The sequence below is a fragment of the Citrobacter sp. Cpo071 genome (assembly GCF_030332765.1).
GTDB lineage: Bacteria > Pseudomonadota > Gammaproteobacteria > Enterobacterales > Enterobacteriaceae > Citrobacter > Citrobacter portucalensis.
The window spans coordinates 120230-139600 of record NZ_JAOWHE010000075.1 but is presented as its reverse complement, the minus strand read 5'-3'; the positions used below and the strand labels follow the sequence as shown (position 1 = coordinate 139600).

Annotated in this window: 18 protein-coding genes and 3 pseudogenes; 18 read left to right on the top strand and 3 right to left on the bottom strand. The window is 47.6% G+C overall.

Going from position 1 to position 19371, the window contains the following annotated elements; translation table 11 throughout:
• Positions 1–17: 17 nt before the first annotated feature.
• Complete coding sequence (locus OGY09_RS07980; RefSeq protein WP_286590188.1) at positions 18–584, top strand: DUF2726 domain-containing protein; 567 nt, start codon at positions 18–20, stop codon at positions 582–584.
• Entirely contained in the window at positions 581–1312 is a 732-nt protein-coding gene (gene traX / locus OGY09_RS07975) for a type-F conjugative transfer system pilin acetylase TraX (protein ID WP_286590186.1), read from the top strand. Before OGY09_RS07980 ends, traX begins: the two co-directional genes overlap by 4 nt.
• 83 nt (positions 1313–1395) lie before the next feature.
• On the opposite strand, the gene vapC is transcribed toward traX, so the two are convergent.
• Together vapC and vapB are read right to left on the bottom strand one after the other, a co-directional pair.
• Positions 1396–1794, bottom strand: a complete 399-nt coding sequence (vapC, locus tag OGY09_RS07970) for a type II toxin-antitoxin system tRNA(fMet)-specific endonuclease VapC (RefSeq protein ID WP_094883119.1) — start codon at positions 1792–1794, stop codon at positions 1396–1398.
• The gene (gene vapB, locus OGY09_RS07965; RefSeq protein WP_079964753.1) at positions 1794–2021 is read right to left on the bottom strand and encodes a toxin-antitoxin system antitoxin VapB; all 228 of its coding nucleotides are present in this window, start codon (positions 2019–2021) and stop codon (positions 1794–1796) included. The genes vapC and vapB overlap by 1 nt, the downstream gene beginning before the upstream one ends.
• A 183-nt stretch (positions 2022–2204) precedes the next feature.
• On the opposite strand from vapB, the gene OGY09_RS07960 reads away from it, so the two are divergent.
• From OGY09_RS07960 to OGY09_RS07940, 6 genes and pseudogenes are all read left to right on the top strand, one after another.
• Entirely contained in the window at positions 2205–2768 is a 564-nt protein-coding gene (locus tag OGY09_RS07960) for a phospholipase D family nuclease (RefSeq protein ID WP_286590179.1), read from the top strand.
• A gap of 395 nt (positions 2769–3163) precedes the next feature.
• Entirely contained in the window at positions 3164–3241 is a 78-nt protein-coding gene (tap, locus tag OGY09_RS07955; RefSeq protein ID WP_072001180.1) for a RepA leader peptide Tap, read from the top strand.
• A pseudogene (gene repA, locus OGY09_RS07950) lies at positions 3234–3740 on the top strand (plasmid replication initiator RepA); the annotation flags it as partial. The gene tap and the pseudogene repA (OGY09_RS07950), both read left to right, overlap by 8 nt.
• A gap of 43 nt (positions 3741–3783) precedes the next feature.
• A complete protein-coding gene (repA, locus tag OGY09_RS07945; RefSeq protein WP_286590178.1) occupies positions 3784–4806 on the top strand; it encodes a plasmid replication initiator RepA in 1023 nt (340 codons plus the stop codon).
• Positions 4807–5355: 549 nt separating this feature from the next.
• The gene (locus OGY09_RS25420; protein WP_502873206.1) at positions 5356–5577 is read left to right on the top strand and encodes a replication-associated protein RepA4; all 222 of its coding nucleotides are present in this window, start codon (positions 5356–5358) and stop codon (positions 5575–5577) included.
• Positions 5578–6833: 1256 nt separating this feature from the next.
• Positions 6834–7130: a PapB/FocB family fimbrial expression transcriptional regulator gene (locus OGY09_RS07940; protein WP_187260306.1), complete on the top strand. Its 297-nt coding sequence runs from the start codon at positions 6834–6836 to the stop codon at positions 7128–7130.
• 79 nt (positions 7131–7209) lie between these two features.
• On the opposite strand, the pseudogene OGY09_RS07935 reads toward OGY09_RS07940, so the two are convergent.
• Positions 7210–9295, bottom strand: a pseudogene (locus OGY09_RS07935) (peptidase domain-containing ABC transporter).
• Here OGY09_RS07935 and OGY09_RS07930 point away from each other — a divergent pair.
• The 10 genes and pseudogenes from OGY09_RS07930 to OGY09_RS07885 form a co-directional block, all read left to right on the top strand.
• Positions 9265–9759 (top strand): annotated as a pseudogene (locus OGY09_RS07930) (Tn3 family transposase); the annotation flags it as partial. The pseudogenes OGY09_RS07935 and OGY09_RS07930 overlap by 31 nt on opposite strands.
• Positions 9760–9800: 41 nt before the next feature.
• On the top strand, positions 9801–10049 hold the full coding sequence (locus OGY09_RS07925) for a group II intron maturase-specific domain-containing protein (RefSeq protein WP_353622463.1): 249 nt from the start codon (positions 9801–9803) through the stop codon (positions 10047–10049).
• 775 nt (positions 10050–10824) lie between these two features.
• A complete protein-coding gene (locus OGY09_RS07920) occupies positions 10825–11583 on the top strand; it encodes a helix-turn-helix domain-containing protein (RefSeq protein ID WP_286590177.1) in 759 nt (252 codons plus the stop codon).
• Entirely contained in the window at positions 11543–11848 is a 306-nt protein-coding gene (locus tag OGY09_RS07915; RefSeq protein ID WP_286590176.1) for a PapB/FocB family fimbrial expression transcriptional regulator, read from the top strand. Before OGY09_RS07920 ends, OGY09_RS07915 begins: the two co-directional genes overlap by 41 nt.
• Before the next feature lie 174 nt (positions 11849–12022).
• Positions 12023–12544: a fimbrial protein gene (locus OGY09_RS07910; protein WP_286590175.1), complete on the top strand. Its 522-nt coding sequence runs from the start codon at positions 12023–12025 to the stop codon at positions 12542–12544.
• Positions 12545–12608: 64 nt separating this feature from the next.
• Complete coding sequence (locus OGY09_RS07905; protein ID WP_286590174.1) at positions 12609–13316, top strand: fimbrial biogenesis chaperone; 708 nt, start codon at positions 12609–12611, stop codon at positions 13314–13316.
• Positions 13316–15853 (top strand): fimbria/pilus outer membrane usher protein, encoded by a 2538-nt coding sequence (locus OGY09_RS07900; protein ID WP_286590173.1) that lies wholly within the window; start codon positions 13316–13318, stop codon positions 15851–15853. Before OGY09_RS07905 ends, OGY09_RS07900 begins: the two co-directional genes overlap by 1 nt.
• A 206-nt stretch (positions 15854–16059) precedes the next feature.
• Entirely contained in the window at positions 16060–17076 is a 1017-nt protein-coding gene (locus OGY09_RS07895) for a fimbrial protein (RefSeq protein WP_286590172.1), read from the top strand.
• A gap of 955 nt (positions 17077–18031) precedes the next feature.
• Positions 18032–18550 carry a fimbrial protein gene (locus OGY09_RS07890; protein WP_286590171.1) on the top strand — a complete coding sequence of 173 codons (519 nt, stop codon included), beginning with the start codon at positions 18032–18034 and terminating at the stop codon, positions 18548–18550.
• 104 nt (positions 18551–18654) lie between these two features.
• Positions 18655–19245, top strand: a complete 591-nt coding sequence (locus OGY09_RS07885) for a fimbrial protein (protein ID WP_286590170.1) — start codon at positions 18655–18657, stop codon at positions 19243–19245.
• Positions 19246–19371: the final 126 nt, after the last annotated feature.

Here is a 19371-nt window from a genome sequence, read left to right as displayed (position 1 = left end):
TCAGGGAGGATGTGTGTATGTTTAACGAAATATTCATTATGGCCATTCTGCTCGCCGGATTTGTGGTAATGCTCAGGCAGGCCGGTTCAGCCCGGCATCCACTTTTGCAGAGACTGCGTGAAAAAGGGATTCGGCCGGGCAGAACTGAACTGTTGCTGTGTCGCCGACCGTCGTTCGTCAGTGCCGGTCAGTTGATGACGGAGCGGGAGCAGCGTTTTCTGCGCCGACTCGACAGGGTGACCGATACCCGCCACTGGCGGCTGTGCCCACAGGTTCGAGTGGCCGATATCGTCAGAGTGGCGCCCGACCGTAAGTCTGGGAGCCGTGAATGGTGGCAACTGTTCCGCCTGGTATCGCAGTGGCACTGCGATGTGGTTATCACGGACCGCAACGGAAGAATCATTGTGGCAGTGGAGCTGGACGACCGTTCCCATCAGGCGCCGAAACGTCAGCGGCGTGACCTGCTGCTTGAAGAGGTGCTGAAACAAGCTGGTATTCCGCTGCTGCGTAGCGATGATGAGCCGCAACTGGCTGAGCGCGTCAGGGCACACCTTTGCGCACAACGACCGGAGACTGCGGCATGAGTCCGGGTAAATCTGTTGCCCTGCATCCTTTCAGGCCGGTCCTGAATTTCTCCGCGCTGCAGCGCGATGTCATCCGGATGATCGCGTTTATGGCAATGGTGGGGGACCACATCGCCACTGCCTTCCAGTTGGATATGCCCTTACTGAACATGGCCGGGCGTTGTGCATTCCCCCTGTTTGCGCTGGTCAGCGGCTGTAACATGGCAGGCAAAACCCTGCGTCAGCAAAGCCTTAACCGCCTGTGGCTGATGGCTCTCCTGGCCCAGCCGGGTTACTGGCTGGCCTTCAGGGACGCCGGACTCATGTGGTGGCAACTGAATATCCTGTTCGCTTTCGCTGTTGTCATGCAGGTGGCCCGCTTCCTGCAGACGGCGACCGTGCTTAATGGCGTTGCAGCGCTCGCGGTCCTGGTGGGATACCTGCCACTTAGCTCCGCCAGTTACAGCATACCCGGTCTGCTGATGCTCGCCGGTGCGTTGCTTATCTGGCAGGTCCGGGACTCACTGCGGCCAGCCCTGTTTGCTGTCTGGCTGTTGCTGGTCGCACTGCTTAATGCCCGGCACGGTGATGTGATGATGCTTTCCGGCGTGATTCTTACGCTGGCGGTGCTGTTTTGTATCCACGGGCTGGTACCGACTTCCGGACGACGTCTGCAGGCAGGACGGTGGTTAGCTCCAGCGTATGCCCTCCATCTGCTGTGTACTGGTGTTCTGGTTAGTATTCTCTGAGCTGTTTGTACCGATACGTGATTCCCACTCCAGCGTGATCCGGAAAAGGAGCCGGAATCCGAAGAGAACATCTGATGCAGAGGTTAGCACCAGTCTTCGGTTCGGATACCTGGAATGCGCTCAAATTCGCGGATATTGTTTGTGACAACTACCAGCCCGCGACTACGCGCATGACCAGCAATCATCTGGTCGTAAGGCCCAACAGGTGTTCCTTTGCGAGCCAGTTCGGCACGAATCTGGCCGCTATGTATCGCTGCCTGTGCGTCGTAATCCAGAACCTCAAGGCGGGAGACAAATCCCTCCACGACTGCAAGATTCCGCTCCGGCGCCTGACTTTTTTCTGCACCGTAAATCAGCTCCATTAAGGTGATGGAGCTGATACACATTCTGGATGCATTTAGGTTGAAGCGTTCTCTGACATGTTCGGGCTTATTTTTGATGGTGAAAATACAAATATTGGTATCAAGCATGAATTTCAGCATCAGAATCCTTCCCGCTCCTGTTCTGCAGGTTGTTTTCTGGTACTCATAAAATCAGCGCTGGCACCTTCGCCATCAAACCAACTGTCCCAGGATTCTCCGACCGGAGTAATGACCCTGCTTCTGCCAACAGCAATGATTTCGACATGTTTCACATCCTCCGGAAAGGATATCGATTTAGGCAATCTGACTGCCTGAGTCCGGTTACTCAAAAAAAGTGTTGTATGCATAGCTGTCTCCTTGTCTGGATATACAGAGTGTATATCCATTATGGGTGGCGGAGATGTGTATGTCAAAGGTATATATAATGAACCAAACATGTAAAGCGAAGGAGGTCACTGACGCTTCTGCTCTGCGTCATTTTCCACGCCCGGTTCCCGGGGTTTCTGAGTGAAGCAAGTGAAGGAAATACCATGCAAATAATTCACGAAATACATTTGTGTCGGTGGCTTTTACCCGGCCTGCTCGGTCTGGCGCTGTTTGCGCCAGTACCGAATACCTACTCAGCCACTATTGAGACAGGTTTTTCTCCGGAAGGTACGGCTCTGCAGTTGGTGCTTAAGACAATTGAGACAGCACAGCAGGAAATCCGCCTGCTGGTCTATTCCTTCTCCTCTCCGGAGGTGGTCAGCGCCCTTGTCAACGCAAAACGCCGTGGTGTTGATGTGAAAGTGGTACTGGACTGGAAAGCCAATACCTGGAAAAACAACAACGCCAGCAGGGCGGCAATGAACCTGCTGGTCGGTGCCGGCATTCCGGTACGCACCGTCAGTGTGTACAAAATTCTGCACGACAAAGTGATCATCAGCGACGGCCGCCACACCGAAGTAGGATCGTTCAATTATTCCCGTGCAGCAGACCGTTCGAATTCGGAGAACGTGCTTGTTGTGTGGGATGACCCGGTTGTTGCCCAGAAATATCTGAACCATTGGGTATCACGTTGGGCGCAGGGAGCGGACTGGAAACAGACGTACTGACGCAGTAATCCACAATCCCCGGACGTAAACCGTGCGCCAACGCGGGTTACGTTTATAAAGTAAGTCGCTGATTTCCTGAATTTGTAGTATTCTCTACAAAGATCCTTATTTGATCCTTGAGGACACAGAGATGTCGCAGCCCGGAAATGCAGTAACTTCCTCATCGAAAGAAAAGTGACATTACAGGAAATGTTCTCCTGTACCAGATAGTTTTGAATAATTTTGGCTGGCCACGCCGTAAGGTGGCAGGGATCTGGTTCTGCTGAGGTGTTTCTCCTGAGCCAGAAAAGCAAAAACCCCGATAATCTTCATCTAGTTTGGCGACGGGAAGAAGATTAACGGGGCCCACTAAAACTGCATAGCCATCAATCAGGCTATACAGGGAGTATAGTTTTATGCTCAGAAAAGTTCAATACTTGTTTCTGTGCCATTTGCTCCTTCCGTGTATTGTAAGTGCTGGAAGAAGTGACTGACGTTCAGACACTGTTCTCTCATTACCGGCAGGTCCGAAACCCGAATCCTGAATTCACCCCGCGTGAAGGAAAGAAAACGCTGCCGTTCTGCCGTAAGCTGATGGCGAAAGCCGAAGGCTTCACGTCTCGTTTTGATTTTGCCATACATGTAGCAATTGCTCGTTCACAAGGCAAACGGCATCGCATGCCTCCGGTTCTGCGTTGCCGGGCTATTGAGGCATTGTTGCAAGGGATGTGTTTCCACTATGATCCTGTTACAAATAGGGTGCAATGTTCGGTCACTGAACTCGCTATTGAATGTGGCCTGGCGACAAGATCTGCTAACGGTATTTTAAGCATTAACAAAGCCACCCGTACGTTACGGTTTCTGGATAAAACCCTGGGACTGATTGTTTACGTTTCTGACAATCCGGAAGGAGTATGTTCACCGGGTATAACGTTTACGCCTGCTCTATTCAAAGCACTGAATATATTTCCTCTTGCCCTGTCTGAGGCCCGGTTGGGATGCCTGAAAGTCAAAACTGTTGCAGAGGAATATAGCAATGAGTAATACGCGAAATCCCTCACAACACTGGAGTCAGCTGTCGCCCGAAGACCAGATCCGTTTCTGGGACTGTGTCGATGAGAACAGTACATTCTCTTTTTTGGTTACGCCAGAGAAGAAGCGTACACGTCGTCGCCGTGGCGAACACTCCACCAAACCCAAATGCGAAAATCCATCCTGGTTTCGTCCTGCGCACTATAAGGCGCTGGGAGGCCAGCTGGGCCATGCCTATAATCGTCTGGTAAAGAAAGACCCGGAAACGGGGAGCTCCCGTCTGCGCATGCATATGTCTCTGCATCCTTTTTATGTCCGTGAACGGCAGCGTGCCGGGCGTAAATATGCCTTTCGTCCGGAGAAACAACGTCTGCTTGATGCCCTGTGGCCGGTGTTGATTAGTTTCTGCGATGCCGGCACACATACCGTGGGTATGTGTGTGTCCCGACTGGCCAAAGAACTCAGCCCAAAGGACGCAAAAGGGAATGTCATACCGGACACTGAAGTCACCGTCTCCCGTCTTTCCTGCCTGATTTCTGAGCAGGTGCGCTTTGGTACTTTAGGTGTGTCAGACGAAACCTCCTGGGACCGTGAGTCCCGCAAGCGACTGCCAAAATACGTCTGGATAACCCCCACAGGCTGGCGGATACTGGGCGTGGACCTGATGAAGCTGCAGGCACAGCAGGTGAGGCGACTGCGTGAGAGTGAAGAACGTCGTCGGCTCATTGAGGAAGGGGTTCTGGGTGAAGATGAAGATATTTCTGTCCACGCGGCGAGAAAACGATGGTACCTGCAGCGCAGCCAGGAAGCGCTGAAATACCGCAGGGAGAAAGGTGCTGCTCGTAAACGAGCTAACCGTCTGGCCAAACTGCCACAGGACCGGCAAATTTACGAAATGACCCTCTTTCTCAAAAGGACTCTTCCTGCAGATGAGGTTTACCAGTGCTCTGACGACCATTTGAAAAGACTGGCCATTAAGCACCTGTACCAGCTGGAGTTGTCGCTGGCGGCCCCGCCACCACACTAGCGATATCAGCCTCCATTAATTTTCTGTCACAAGCCCCTTTCGGGGCTTGTGGTGCTGGTTCCATTCGCCCATTTTTCGGTCAGTCACCGCAGTATCCCCATGATCCCACGATTTTCTCCCGTTTTTAACATCGAATGAGCGTCCATATTGATGACGGGACAGAGTTATCAACATATTTCCGCAAACAGATAACTTAAATTTTTCACAAACAGATATCAGCAAACCCGGAAAATAATCCAGAAACCAATAACTAATCCCCCGCTTCGTCAACTGGCAGGGAAATTCTTTATCTTCTGAAACCCTGTGCACATCTCACGTCCACCCCGGTCAGAAACATCAAAAGTACCTCCCGACGCATTGCGACGGCCCCCCCCCCTGAAGATAAAATAGTTACAACATACAAATTATGTTTTGAACAAATACAGTGCAAAAGCCAACCATCCAGCCCCTCCCCACCACTGAAAAGCGCCGCCGCCCCGGCCGAAGGCCGGGAACTACATCACTTTTAATGCTGGATGATGTAACTAAACTTTTGAGTGGATGTGAGTAGTGCTGTCTGTGATTTTTTATAACACGCCCGTAAGCGGCCCTTACGGCCCGCTAACGCGGAGATACATCCCGACTGCGGCTACGCCTTGTCGTGACCACTCCGACAGCGCAAATCAATTCCTGAGTAATCTGGTTGCGGGTTATTGCTATGCAGGGGGGGGGGGTTGGCAGGCAGAATCTGTTAAACCAGTAACCGGCTACGCCGGGCTTCGGCGCCATTGAGTTACAGAGCCAAGTCAGGCATCAGCTGGCGCCTTTTATACATACAGTATGCTTGATTATCGTGAACTACCCGCCCCTAAAGGAGCAGGGCTTCCATAGCGACGGGTGCCGTCATTTCTTTTTTGACGCCTCCTTGAACACTGCGGGCAGGGCTTTTGGCCTTTCTCGTCTTACGGATGCCTCCACTTCCAGTAACAAACTTTGTTTGGTTGCAACAGTACAAAGGGGAATGAGCAGGGAGTAACATTATCTCTATGACCCGTATTTCCCGTTTTCCAAACGTTGTAGTATGCCTCCTGATGTTCGTAAATGGCACTGCCCTGAATGCGGTGCAGACCATGTGTTCGTCCCCGAGAAGCAAGAATTCCCTCCTGAATCGCATTAGCGTGAAGGTATATGTTAAAAGTTATGCCTTTCGCTTTTTTTCATGTGAGAATTACTCCTAATTTTCAAGTTATCAGGGAATAAAACTTTTGTTTCTTTCAATTTAATTGAATGATTTGGTTTTTTTGGTTTTTTTGGTTTTTTTATTTGTTTAAGGTGTTAATTTCTCCGCGCATTAACAAAATGCAAACAATTACTCATATATTGTAATGCATGTTGTAGGGAGGTGATTAATAAGATAGCGAAGAAATCTTACTCACTATTGTTTAGTATGAGGTTTTATTGAAAAAAAATGTTGTTTTAATTTTCAAAACCGTGACTTATCATGAAAAAGTCAATACGAGACAGTGGATACACATGAAGTGTTATTGGTAGATTTAGAGGGAATGAGATATTAAAGAGAGTGGTATATTTCGCCAAGTCAGATTACGGGCATCATTGAGTAAGTATGCTGCTTAATATGGATAAACTATTAGATATTTCGTTTTGTTCATGAAAGATGAACAAGACAGATGGTTAATATTATTCTTATTTTACAGTGGTTTTATTTATCTCAATAATACATCAATCTGGCATATACCATGTTGCTGACAGTATTCTCATGGGCTGTTTTTCTCTGAATTGTATTGATATATCTGTCATTTAACTAAGAAATTTTTCATTACATGCTTACTGTCATAGCGACATGCTCAGTATTGCATTTAGGAAGGTTTGCAAAAATACAATTTGCTGAATTAAAACAGCTATTGTAACCATGCTCTGCTGGAATACAATCTGTGTAATAAATATTAAACTATAGCAGCATATCAACACGAGATAAAAAATTCTTTCGTGATTCTGCTTTTTTTGAGATCCTATAATAGGAAGATGAGATGGATGATATCCCTGAAAAAAAAGAACATCCCCACTCACTTTTGATTCCTGGTGAAATGATTCCGGGGCGGGTTAATATTAACTATTTTCGCCTGCTGTTACTGATTAGTGGAATTAATAACCCCCGGGTTTGCCGGGCACTGGAAGATGTATTTGTTTACGGGAAAACACGTAAGGAGGCTTGTGTTAATAACGACATATCCTCCGGATACTTTTCTGTGAGGTATCACAGACTACAGTTTATCAGTCATACTGTGACTAAAATGTATCCTTACATCACCCCACCGATTATATGAGTGATTATCATTGTACATGGGGTCATTTTGGATATCGAAAATTATTGTACGTTAAGGCTATTTTTTGACCTGTCATTCATCAGTAATCATTAACAACCAGATCGTCATCATCACCTATGTGCTGGTGCTTTAACTCTGTAAAATATCCGTCAGCCAGATACAGAACCCGGTCTGCAGAGGCAATAGTTTCCGGGCGATGGGCAATCAGCAGAACAGGTAGACCCAGCTGGCGTAGCGTCTGGCTTATCTGAATTTCACTCTCAACATCAAGGTGGCTGGTCGCTTCATCCAGTAACAAAACCCCCGGCTTTTTGTACAGCGCTCTTGCCAGCAAAATACGTTGCTTTTGCCCTCCGGATAGCCCACTTCCGGTTTCACCGATTAATGTCTGATATCCCATCGGCATTGCCATGACATCAATGCCAATGAGCGCAAGACGGGCACACTGGATCATTCTTTCCTGATTGCGGTCTTCACTGAAGAAAATGATGTTATCTGCAATGGATCCCCTGAAAAGGTGATCATCCTGCAGTACGGTACCAATCTTCCTGCGTACATGAAAATAATCGGGGTGCGTTTGAGGTATGCCAAATGTTCTGATCGTTCCTTCATCAGGGAAATGAATCCCAAGAATAAGTTTCACCAGCGTCGATTTTCCGCACCCTGATTGACCGGTAATGACCACAACTTCCCAGGGTGCAGAGTCAACGATACTACGCGGAGTATCGGTTTATTCCCACACTTGTGGATGAAGATAATGTGTTCAAGGGATAAAGGGGGATGGATATCATCGGCCGTAGACCAGCGGAATGCTGAAGGGCTGACAGACTTACTTCTGTCCTCCTGAACGGTGTGTTTCTGATGATCTTCTGTCGGGGTAAGTACAATATCAGCCAGACGTTCATTATAAACATCCAGCATCCGCCATGAAAAAAACTTATCAGTCAGGCTGCTGATACTCGGAGAAAAACGCATCTGGTAGGACAAATAAGCAACCAGCATACCAACGCTAAATGTGCCGTTCAGCACATCAGCAGGCGACTCTGCCTTAACTGTGTATTTCTGCGGGTAACGTTGAGATTAAGCCAGGCGGCTTCACGGTATGCGGTCACACCGTTTATTCTCAGGCTCAGGATCCCGTTGAGGGTTTCAAGAAAATACCCTGCATCCCAGGCATCTTCTGCTGACTGTCGCAGGGACGGATACCACAACGCTCTCAGCACACCGTAGAGAATGGCTGCCAGGACGGCTATCAGCGTCATTTCTGGACTGTGCAGCAGCATCATGCACAGCGCAGTCACCACGAGCAACACATTCAGAATACCTTATAGTACCAGTGAGGTCAGCGCCTGCTGAATGGTATCCACCGCCTCAAAACGGGCATTGATACTTCCCTTACTGCGCGCATCAAACCAGGTCAGTGGGAGACGCACCAGATGATGGAAAACCCGGGCTGTCCACTGCATGTTAAAATTGACGGACAGGGTAATGCTGGCCCACTGGAGTGCCAGTGAGATAAGCATCTGTGTCAGAGACAGCAGCAGCAACGCAATAATAATGACGGTCAACAAATTCCGATAGGCGGCCACTAGGACTTCATCAATCACTAACTGGTTGAGAAGCGGGCTTCCCAGTGTCAGGATTTCCAGCGCCAGAGCAAAAACGATAATTCGTGCCATTGACGGCAACAGGCCCGGGGTCTTACCTGTCAGCTGGCGCAGATTGATTTTTTTTCTTTCATCCCGGGCGGTAAAATCACTGGCCGGCGTCAGCTCCAGCGCGACGCCGGTGAAATGTTTCCCTGCATTCTGCAGGGATAGCGTTATCTTCCCTCTGTCCGGGTCGTGGATAACCAGCCTGCTCCCGCGAACTTTATAAAGCACGACGAAATGATTCATATTCCAGTGGAGAATGCACGGGAGAGAAAGGGACTTCAGGTCTTCCGGCTCCAGCCGGACGGCTCGATAGGACAACCGGATACCGGCCGCACACTCCATCAGTCGCTGCAGGCTCATCCCCTGAGTGCTGATACTGAAACGTTCGCGCAGGGTGGATAAATCCGTCAGCAGACCATGCCAGCTGGCCATCATGACCAGACATGCCAGACCACATTCCACAGACTCTGTCTGCCGGATACCCCAAGCAAAACGGACTTGCCAAAGCACTGAGAGAAATTGGCCGCATTGAGCGAACGCTGTTTATGCTCGACTGGTTCCGCGATCCTGCACTGCGTCGGCGGGTACAGGCGGGGCTGAATAAAGGTGAGGCACGTAACGCCCTGGCGCGGGCGGTATTTATGCACCGGCTGGGAGAAATCAGGGACAGGAAGCCGGAAAATCAGAGCTATCGCGCCAGTGGACTGACCCTTCTGACGGCTGCGATCTCGCTGTGGAATACTGTGTATATGGAAAGGGCGATCGATGCCCTGAAGCGTAAGGGACTAAAGATCAACGAACAACTGCTGTCGCATTTGTCGCCGTTAGGCTGGGAGCACATCAATCTGACAGGCGATTATATCTGGAAAAGCAACCGGATACCGGCTGCCGGTAAGTTTCGTCGGCTGAGGCCCGCTAAAGTAGAAAGGTCAAAAAAAACCTTAACGTACAATAATTTTCGATATCCAAACTGACCCCTATCCGGGTCATCACCAGACGCGTTGGAGGCCTGGGCATGACCCAGATTGTCGAACAGATGCGGACATACCTCCGAGGTTGGAAGTCATACTTCCGGCTGGCACAACCCCCGCAGATATTCAAAGATTTGGACTCGTGGATACGTCACCGACTCCGGGCTATCCAGCTTAAGCACTGGCACACAGGAAATACTGTCTATAGTCGCCTCCGCAGTCTCGGGCCTACCCATAAGCTGGCCGCACTTATGGCGGGAGGCATTGGTGGAGACACAGCGAAGCTGGGTTGAACCTTATACTCACGGTCGACTACTTTGAGGCATTGGGCTTTCCTCAACTCGCATGACCTCAACTTCTCGAACCGCCCGGTGCGGACCCGCATGCCGGGAGGTGTGGCAGGGGAGCAGCTAACTGCTGCCCCCTATGCCGATCAATTCAGCTTCAGAGGAAGCCTGTACTCCATCTGACGACGTATGTCATATCTGCCCTGTCCCTGTTTCCGCCACATTATGACACTAACACGCCTCATCATGACTAACTGTCTTGCCATCCGGCCATTATAATTTTTGAATCGCTCCTAATTATTTTTCTCCCCGGAGGGAATTACCCTGAAGGTTACATCACTATTTATGAGTTCCGATTGTTTTTATGTTTTTTATGTTTTTTATGTATTTATTCATTTTAATGATAAAAGGTAAAGATATAATAAAAAAACATAACCACACTAATCTCAAGGCTAGCAACCACCTGTCGGAAATATCCTCATTTTCTTTTGTTTTGATTTTGAGTTTGTTGTTAATTTTTTGTGTTGTTACCACTCCTTCACTAATTCTCATTTATTTCTGAATTATTCAGGTATTTTCGATTTGTTACTTTCATGATTAGTTTTTCTGTTCTTATCGATCGATTTTGATTGTTGTAAGGTTTTTTAATCTGTCAGTAATATTTAGACATGTTTAATTTTACGGATAAGAAAAAAATTCGTAAATTAAACGCAGTGGCACTTTTAATTATTATCAATAACTAATGTTTCTTTCATGTTGGATGTTTTTAGCAGGATTAAATATGTACACTACGCCTGACAGAAATAAAGCAGTGACCACCGTCATCATTTGTGCTGTTAATCATATTATGCGCACAGCACTGAAGCATTTATCTGTCCCCACAGATAAAAAAAGGTCCAGGGTGATCTGTCTTTCACGTCTGAGTGACATTATTCAGGCCGCTGAACAGCATCATCCAGATTGTATTATTATTGACGCTGCACCGGGGCAATGTCTTTCACTGTTGTATACTCTGCGTTTTCGGTTTGGCTGTCTGCCGGTGATTTTTACCCGCAAAAAATTCCTGTTTTCTGACCGTATCGCCGCTGAGTTTTTTAGTGGAGTGCTGCTCCGGGATTATGATGCATTAATGAGTGCCTTTCCGCAGAGCACTCCCGTTGATTTACCACATGATGAGGCTTTCGCAGGTCCGGAGTATTCTGGCTCTGCCCCTGTCTATAAAGTTACAGCCCGTACAGGTATGAGTGAAGACACCCTTGTCCGGGTACTTAATATCTGGCTGCTGTCCCGCCTGTCCGGCATTATTCCTTCGGTGACAGGCCGGGCGATTATTATGTTCTGCCTGACTGATGATATGTCTGTGGAAAAAATGGCGAACAGAATGCAGATAAGCGACAAAAGCATTTATTACCATCGTTCAAAAATAATGAAAATGCTTGAAATAAGACGGACGTCTCACGATTTCATTAAGTCATTCAGATTCTTTAAGGATATGTGCTATGAAAACATCTTCCCCCCAGCAGTATCATCAGGTGGATAATATCTATTACTCGCCGGGCGAACTTATCCCCGGAAGAGTTAATATATGTCATTTCAGATTGCTTGTCTCTGTCAGCGGAATCCGAAGCCCGAATGTCTGCAAAGCACTTGAGGATGTTATGGTTTATGGAAAAAAACGTAAGGATGCCTGTATTGATAATAATGTGACGCAGAGTAATTTATCCATCAAATATCACAAGATTCAGTTTATAAATTACGCCGTGGTACAAATGCATCCATATATATCAAAAACAGAAATAGTCTGAACTAAAACAAAGTTTATCACAGGTTTGTTATTCATCGGAATGACAAACCCGTGATGACCTTTTGCATTAACTCAGAAGCGTTATCAGTGACTGCTTCCGGAAGAGATATCTCAGACAGGTATCAAACCTGAAGCCTGATACGGATTTACTATTATTTTATATAAGGAATTTCTCATGAAAAAAAATATTATCGCTATTCTTCTGGCCTCTGTATGCGGTTTTTCTGCCACTGCAGCAAATGCAGCGGACGGCACAATCACTTTTACCGGTAATATCACCGATACAACCTGTGATGTAGCCCTCACCGGCGGTACAACAGACCTGGTGGTGCAGCTCGGTGCATTCGTCAAATCTAAAGTAGTAAATGCCAGTGATGTTTTGAGCGAGCATGATGTTACGTTCAATCTGACCAACTGCCCGACAGCCTACACCAAAGTCGGCGTGAAGATGGAAGGCACGGCTGATACCGTTATGACCGATGCATTCGGTAACCAGACTCCAGGTGGCGCAACAGGCATGGCCGTGAAACTGCTGGACGGAGCCAATGTTATTTCCCCTGACACTGTTACGGCGTTGAAAGACATCACCTCCGGTGCGGCTCAGCTGCAGTACAAAGCCCAGTTCATCGCAACCCAGGCTGCTGTGACTGCCGGTGAATTTAACTCTGTTATTAATTACACCATGAACTACCAGTAAAACTGACATACAGCCCGGGTCTGGTGCCCGGGCTGTATTTTTGAATTCAGTAAGGCTGTTAACAATGAAAAAATTTCAGGCGATTACTCTTTATTTATTATTTTTTGCTTTTCAGTCCCAGGCCGGAGTCAGCCTAGGGGGTACACGTCTTATTTATGAAGGAAATAAAAAAGAGACATCAATTATTGTTTTCAGCAATGAAAAAGATCGTTACCCGTATTTAATTCAGTCCTTTGTTGATGCCTCGGGTGAAAAAGGTGACAGGACGGATGCATCCCGGCCGCCTTTCGTCGTGACCCCGCCGTTGTTTCGTCTGGAACCCGGAAAAGAGAATGTCCTGCGGGTGGTGAGGGTAGGCGGTGACCTGCCGGATGACAGGGAGTCGGTCTTCTGGCTTAACGTCAAAGCGATACCGGGCACTGATAAAGACAACCAGAGTGCCAACACTCTGAAGCTGTCGCTGAAAAACCGTATTAAGCTGTTTTACCGACCCGGTAGCCTGACTAAACAGCTCGGCAGTGAAACATTCTCCGGAGTCCGGTTTGCGCGCAGTGGCAGTACCCTGACTGTCAGTAACCCCACGCCATATTTTATTTCATTCGGCACATTACGGGTTGGCGGACAAAAGATCGACACCGATTTTGTCATGGTGCCTCCGAAAGGTGAGTCTCGCTATCTTCTGCCGCCCGGTGTGAGAGGCTCTGCGGTGGAGTGGTCTTTTATCACCGATTACGGTAGCGCCTCTGAGATTTACAAGGGAGAGGCAGAATAATGAGAAAAACCCATGCACCTTCCCTGATTGCCGTTATGGTAGCCCTTAATGTGGCCCATCCTGTCTTTGCCAGCAGTGACGGCAGTGTGTTTTTCGACCCCGCTGCGCTGGAAATTTCCGGACCAGGGCAGACGACGCCTGTGGACCTGACCCTGTTTGAACACGCCGGAGGACAGCTTCCTGGTGTTTACCAGGTCAGTGTCCGGGTTAACAAAGAGTTTAAGGGCAGCTACCCGCTGCAATTTATTCAGCAGGATAACCGGCTGTATCCGCTTGTGACGCCGGCACAGCTGGAGTTATGGGGCGTCTCTCCGGAAAAGGTGTCTGCATTTATGGCCATGACCAGTGAGACCCTGCTGGATAAACCGCTGTACCGGTATATTCCAGGGGCGAAAGTCGCCTTTGATTTTTCGACCCTGACGGTCGATATATCGGTTCCCCAGCTCTACATGAATAAGACCTACCGAGGGATAACGGATCCGGCACGATGGGAAAATGGCATTGCTGCGTTATTCAGTACCTACCGTTTCAGCGGCGCAAACACCTGGCAGGACAGCACAACGGCAGCAGACAGTAAAACAGACAGCTATTTTCTGACCCTTAATAACGGAATAAACCTCGGTGCATGGCGCCTGAGAAATGCTGCGACAGGCAGCTGGTCCAACCAGAACGCTGAGCGGGGGGACTCCCGGCACAGCAGGCAATGGAAAAATAATGAAACAGTGCTACTGAGGGATATCGGCGAGTTACGAAGTCGCCTTTCGGTCGGGCAGACCAGCACCCCCGGAGATATTTTTGAGAGTGTGACCTTTACCGGAGCTCAGCTGGCCTCAGAAGAGGCGATGTGGGCCGATAACCGGCGCAGTTTTGCCCCGGTTATCCGTGGGATTGCAGCAGGCAGTGCCCGGGTTACTGTCAGGCAGAACAACAATACCGTTTATGAAACCTGGGTACCGGCGGGGGCTTTTGAAATTGATGACCTCCCTGCCGGAGGAACCAACGGCGATCTGCTGGTCACGGTCACCGAAGACAGCGGGAAAACACATCAGTTCACGGTCGCTTACTCCAGCCTGGCCGTAATGCTGCGGGAAGGTGATTCAAAATACGCCCTGAGTGCGGGGAAATACCGGCAGTACGGGAGCGGACCGGAACCTGGTTTTGGGCAGTTCACCCTTAGCCATGGTTTTCCATGGCGGATAACTGGTTATGGCGGTGGCCAGGTGGCAGATAAATACCAGGCTGCAGCACTAGGCGCGGGGGTCGATGCAGGCGTTCTCGGGGCCTTTTCTGCCGATGTGACGTTTTCCCGGGCACAGCTGTTCACTGAGGAGAAAATCCAGGGGCAGTCTTACCGGGTTCAGTATTCGAAGAACATGCTGTCGACTGGGTCGACGGTGACGCTTGCCGCCTACCGTTACTCAACAGAGAATTTTTACACCCTGAGTGAACAGACCCAGGCACAGGTGCCCTTGCAGGATCGCAGCCGGCTCAACAGCCACAGAAGAAACCGCCTGCAGCTCAACCTGAACCAGCAACTGCCGGACAGCCAGTGGGGGGCGTTGTATGTGACCGGGCTGATTCAGGATTACTGGGAGAAACCGGGCAGTGAGATCAGCCTGAGCAGCGGGTACAGCAACAGCTGGCAGGGGATCAGCTATACCCTGAACTACACGCACACCCGAACGCCGGGTTACCGTCCGGAGCAGCTGGTCTCGATGAACGTCAGTGTGCCTCTTTCACGTTTCCTGCCGTCGGCTTGGGCAAGCTATAGCCTCAATACCGGCAGCCGGGGAGAGACCCTGCAGCAGGCGGGGCTGTCGGGCACGGCGCTGGACAGGAACAATCTGGCGTACAGCATCAACCAGAGTTACCAGAACCGGGGGGCAGGAAACAGCGGGAGTCTGTCACTGGGTTACACCGGCAGCCTGGGCGAGGTGAACGGGGGGTATAACTACAGCCGGGACACGCAACGGGTGGATTACGGTGTTCGCGGCGGGATAATGCTTCACGGAGGGGGTCTCACACTGTCACCGCCACTGGGAGGAAACATGACGCCGGCGGCGCTGGTCAGGATAGAGGGCGAACCGGGAATAGGGATGACCGGGGCAGTGGCCAGGACAGACTGGCGGGGCTATGCGGTCATACCGTATCTCTCGGCCTACCGGAATAACAGCATCGGGGTGGATACTTACTCGCTGCCGGATGATGTGGATATCCGGGACACGGTACAGCAGATGGTACCGTCCGGCGGGGCTGTTGTTCTGGCAGATTTTAAAGCAAGACGAGGCAGGCAGGCGCTAGTACAGCTGAACACACCGGAAGGAAAGCCCGTGCCATTCGGGGCAACTGTCAGTGTGACGGGCGGGGAAATGAACACGTCAATAGTGGGTGAAGGAGGGGAGGTGTACCTAACAGGGCTCGCAGAGCAAGGGGCAATCGTGGCGCAATGGGGCAAAGAACGCCAGTGTCGGGCCAGATATGATCTGGGTTCGGATAAAGGGCAGGCCATTAAAATGCTGTCCTTACAGTGCAGGTAATCATTCAAGACAGGAGGTTAACATTGCTGACAAAGATTTTTTTCAGTCTGCTGTTATTTATCTATGTGAACCTGTTTGTGTTTTGTATTTATGTTTTGTTTGATTTTGACTTTGCCGGATATTTACCGCCGTTTTTATAGTCCCCCTTCTGCTGAAGGGGGGCATGAAAAGATAACTATAAACAGTGCCATCACGAGAGTATTAATATGAATGCTAATATTTTTACCCCAAAAACATTACTGATATGTATTGCAATGTCATGTATGTTGATAACTAATGTATGTCTGGCTGCTCCATGTGTTCCTGATCCAAGCTGGAATCCAAAAAATGTATACTTTAAATTTCCTGCAGAAGTTATTGTCAGAAATGATGCTGCTGTAGGAGATGTTCTTGCCGAGGCAGAAGAAGATATTGTATCAGCAGAAACCTATGTAGGTAAGTGCCCTGGGCCAGGGTATGTTGGGCTAACGTTCGATTACTCCCCTACAGGTACAATCTCGTCAGGTAAGATTAATAAAACAAATATTCCTGGAATAGGTATCAAGATTGAGAGTCTATATACAAGAGGAAGTATAAACGTTCCAGACAATGAATGGCGAACATTAACCGGAGCATTTCCGCTTGGTACCGGAGATATATTCAGAACACCAAATAATGCTTATTTAACAAATTTGAAAGTAAAAGCTTCCCTGATAAAAACGCAATCAAATGTTGGTCAAGGATTTCTACCTAATACAGATGTTTATGGTGTTATGACCTTGTCATTACAAGGAGGTTCAGCACTTTTCGCTCCAATTGTAAACTTTCGGGTTAATGGTACACAAATAAAAAAACCATCATGTACGGTAAGCTCAGGGAAAGATATAATTGTAGACTTTAAAGATATATATATTAAAAACGCAGGTTTAATTAATGGTGGGGTTCCGGGGACAGAAAAAGAATTTAACATTCAGTTGAATTGCAATGAAACTTCAAAGATATCTATAATGTATAATTCTGATTATAAGGATGATGTTTTGCATTCATCAATTAAAAATCAGGGTTCAGCAAAAGGTATTTATATTAATTTTTTAGACATTGGCCGCCTCGGTAACTATAACACAATAACAACAAGTAGCCAAGGTACCGAGATAATTAGGCAAAAAGTACAACTTTATCGTTCAGGAACGTTCGTAGCGGGAAGCATTTCCGGTAGCGCCACATATACATTAAACTACGAATAATATTTATATCTGCAGGACGCAGCTATCTGGATGGTAGTTGCGTCCTGGTTCGAATTTATAGTAAGACCCTACTTCACATGAGTATATGCTCTGTCCGATAAATAGCTGTATTACCCCCAATATCACAATTCTTTTTTCAAGAAACGATCGCGTAATCTTTTTTCTGTTACATCCTGTGACTTATGTTTCTACAAACTGGAGATATTTTCTATTGACTTAGCTGTTGATTGCATGATTTTTAATCAAAAAATTAACATAATATCTCCTTTTTAAAAAGTTAGTGATGGATTATAAATGCTAAATAATCCTAAATCATAGTACCTGGCACATGCCCATATTGTTATAATTAGTCTTTTTGGTCTTTTTGGTCTTTTTGGTCTTTTTGGTCTTTTTTTTTGTTATTTTTATGGTGCCAGTAGTACTGGCTATGAATCAGTTAACAATTACGAAAATAAGTCACACCTTTATTAACAGTACATTATGATGGATTACGTTTAATGCTTGAATTCTACACATGTTGATTAAATTAATTAATCGAGATGATTCGTTTTATTTGTTTTTTGCATAAGAAAATACCCCTAAGATTTATAACGTACACACCGGATTGATTTAAAAAATAGTGAAACGGCTCACTCAGAATTAAAGATTATAATGATGTATTCGAGCGGGGGTTCTAAATAAATTTAAATTTAATAAATTGAGTGTGGACTCTGTACTATTCCAGAGCACCAGAATTATTTATCTCGTTACTGTATGTATTACGGCAATCTATTTGCAGTTTGCGATCGTGATGGTGATGAAATCACAGCGGCAGGGCTCGTCGTGTCTGTATAAAACTGTCATACAGATACGGTAGCAGTTTGGAAAAATGGGAAGTTCCGCCATTAACGGCGGAGAAATCACTTAACTTTGTTAAATATCAGTCTAATGGCTGTTCAAGTTCTAAGGATAAAATATGTCTAAACCAATGATTGCAAGTGCGCTAACTGTTCTGCTGATTTCTTTTGGTGCCAGTGCAGCTAATCAAGGGCAGGGTAAAGTGAACTTTAAGGGGTTTGTTATTGATGCGCCATGTAGCATCTCGGAGGAATCAGAGGACCAGCTCATTAAATTTGGCCAGGTATCCAAACTCCTGCTTGCAAGTGGTGGTATTTCCACTAAGAAAAATGTGGATATCAAACTGGAGAAATGTGACCCCAGTAATCTGAACAAAGGTGTTACCTTAACTTTTAACGGTAATACCGTGGGGGGACAACCAACAGAACTGTTGACTAGTGGCGACAATACTAATACTGCGATTGTGTTAAATGGTTATGGTAGCGATGTGGTTTATGGTACACCAACTGACTTTGTAAGACTGGGTAATGGAGACAATACACTACGTTTCAGTGCATGGGTTAAGCAGGCAACCGGTAAAACCGTTGGAGAAGGTGAATTCAATGCGGTCACAAACTTCAGCATGTCCTATGAGTAATAAACGCAATCCCCGGCAAACAGCATCAGGCTAGTGTCGAACAGAGAATGGTGTACGCCGGTCATTGAATGATCGGCTTACTACCCGGATACAGGAGTGACAATATGCACTGGCAAGTAATTATTATACTAATTATCGCACTGGGCAATGTTCCTCTGACAGCATTAGCATCAGGGATATTTCCGTTTACCGGAATGAGTCATCAGAAATACTGGAATGAAGATAATGTATGGCGGGAGGGAAGGGCAAGTTTTCGCGGACAGGTAATTGCGCCTGCTTGTATTTTTTCCATGGAGGAGACAGACCAGGTAGTAGATATGGGGGAAGTCCGTGTCAGGGATTTACAAAAGACATCATCGGGACCAGAAAAACGTTTCCAATTGCGACTTCGTGATTGCGACCTGGCAGGTACAGGAAAAAAAGGGTACACCAGCAACCGGGTTAGGGTTATGTTTGATGGCGTAGCTGGAGCAAGACAGGATAGATTTTCCACATCAGGTCAGGCCGAAGGTATGGAGCTGCAAATAGTGGATGTTCAGGGATACGCAGCCCGCGCAGGTAAAGTGATGCCGGCACTGTTGCTTGAAGGTAATGAACAGAGCCTGGAGTACATCCTGCGAGTAGTTCGCAATGGAGAACCTTTGAAGTCCGGAGACTACTTTGCTTCCCTGCGTTTTAACATCGATTATGAATAAATAAATTATTAATCCCGGAGAAATTCTATAAATTCGAATGCCCACTACTGATGCTATTTATTATATAGCGCACTCTAATTTACTGTTCGGATTAGATGATACCAGACTTTCAATTCTGGAGATCTG